The sequence below is a fragment of the Arthrobacter sp. 2YAF22_2 genome (assembly GCF_052114645.1).
Taxonomy (GTDB): domain Bacteria; phylum Actinomycetota; class Actinomycetes; order Actinomycetales; family Micrococcaceae; genus Arthrobacter.
In genome coordinates, this window is sequence record NZ_JBFRFD010000657.1 from 1 (window position 1) to 1681 (window position 1681).

Below are 1681 nucleotides of genomic sequence, written 5' to 3' on the forward strand. Positions count from 1 at the left end.
GTCATGCCCGGGGCACGCATGCAGATGATGGTGGTGATGAAGTTGACGGCACCCAGGATGGTGCCGAAGCCCGAGAGGGCCAGGCCGAAGACCCAGAGGTCACCGCCGATTCCCGGGCTGAAGGTGGTATTCGACAGCGGCGCGTAGGCAAACCAGCCGAACGAGGCCGCGCCCTGCGGGGTGATGAAGCCGGAGACGGCGATCGTGGAGCCGAAGAGGAAGAACCAGAAGGCCAGCGCGTTCAGCCGCGGGAAAGCCACGTCGGGAGCACCGATCTGCAGCGGCATCATCACGTTGGTGAAGCCGGCGAACAGCGGTGTCGCGAACATCAGCAGCATGACGGTGCCGTGCATCGTGAAGAGCTGGTTGTACTGCTCTTTGGTCTGCAGGATCTGCATTCCCGGTTCGAAAAGCTCGGCCCGGATCAGCAGGGCCATCACGCCGCCGAAGCAGAAGAACACGAACGACGCGATCAGGTACATGAACCCGATGGTCTTGTGGTCGGTCGAGGTGATCCAGTTGACGACGATGCGTCCCTTGGATTTGGGTACTACGGGAGCCTCAAGGGTCCCTGAGGGCTGAGAGTAGGTTGTTGCCACGTCGCGCTCCCCTTACTTAGTCGCGGTCGGGGTCGGGGCCGGGTTACGGTCATACTCGTCGCCGAGCAGCCCGGTGTTGCCGCTTTGGCGCAGCTGGTCCAGGTGAGACTTGAACTCGGATTCGGAGACGACCTTCACACGGAACAGCATCTCGGAGTGGTACTCACCGCAGAGTTCGGCGCACTTGCCGTCGTAGGTTCCCTCCTTGGTGGGGGTGAACCGGATGTAGTTGGTCTTGCCCGGGATCATGTCGCGCTTCTGCAGGAAGGCGGGAACCCAGAAGGAGTGGATGACGTCGCGGGAGTTCAGCTCCACGTCAACCGACTTGTTGACCGGCAGGTACAGCGTGGGCAGCTTTTCCTTGTCCACGTCATTGCCGGTGAGGTGCGCCTGGACGCCGGCCTCGTGGACGTCGTCGGTGATGACGTCGCCCTTCTTGTAGTTGAAGTCCCACGCCCACTGCTTGCCGCGGACGTCAACGACGACGTCGGCCGGCTGGTCGCGGTTGTCGATCGCCTGCTGGTCACGGTCGGTGAAGTAGAAGAACACCAGGACCATGAATACCGGAATCGTCAGGTAGAAGACCTCGAGCGGCAGGTTGAAGCTGTTCTGACGGGGGAACCCGACGGTCCCCTTCCGCCGCCGGTACGCGACGATGCACCAGATCATCAAACCCCAGGTGATGACACCCACGACAAGGGCGGCAATCCATGAGTTGACCCAGAGGTCCATGATGCGGTCAGTGTGGTTGGTGGTGCCACGCTCAGTGGGCAGCCACCCTTTCTGTACCTCTGGTGAACATCCAGTCAAAGCCAACGCGCCGGCTAGTGCCAAGCCAGTGATCGTAGTGATCTGTTTGCGTCGGCTGCCGGTTCGGTTCTGCGAACTCACAGACGGCCCTTCCTACTTGTTGCTGTCGCCCGGCCGCCGTAGCGTTCCGGGCACACTAAAAGTTTTACTACTCGGTGTAGAGCTTACCGCTCCGCACGAGTTTTCGCCCACATGTCCGCGCCGTGCGTGGCGGGCGATTTTCGGGTTGTACTCAACCACCCCCGGACGGCACTAAGGCCGGGCTGGCGGCC

2 protein-coding genes are annotated in these 1681 nt (G+C 61.8%); both read right to left on the reverse strand.

Translation table 11 applies throughout. The features are described from left to right. Positions 1-599 (reverse strand): cbb3-type cytochrome c oxidase subunit I (locus AB4Y86_RS18395; RefSeq protein ID WP_441403584.1); only part of this gene is annotated, 599 nt, incomplete at its 3' end. Between the two features lie 12 nt (positions 600-611). Then, positions 612-1490 carry an aa3-type cytochrome oxidase subunit II gene (ctaC, locus tag AB4Y86_RS18400; RefSeq protein ID WP_441403585.1) on the reverse strand — a complete coding sequence of 293 codons (879 nt, stop codon included), beginning with the start codon at positions 1488-1490 and terminating at the stop codon, positions 612-614. Between the last annotated feature and the right edge of the window lie 191 nt (positions 1491-1681).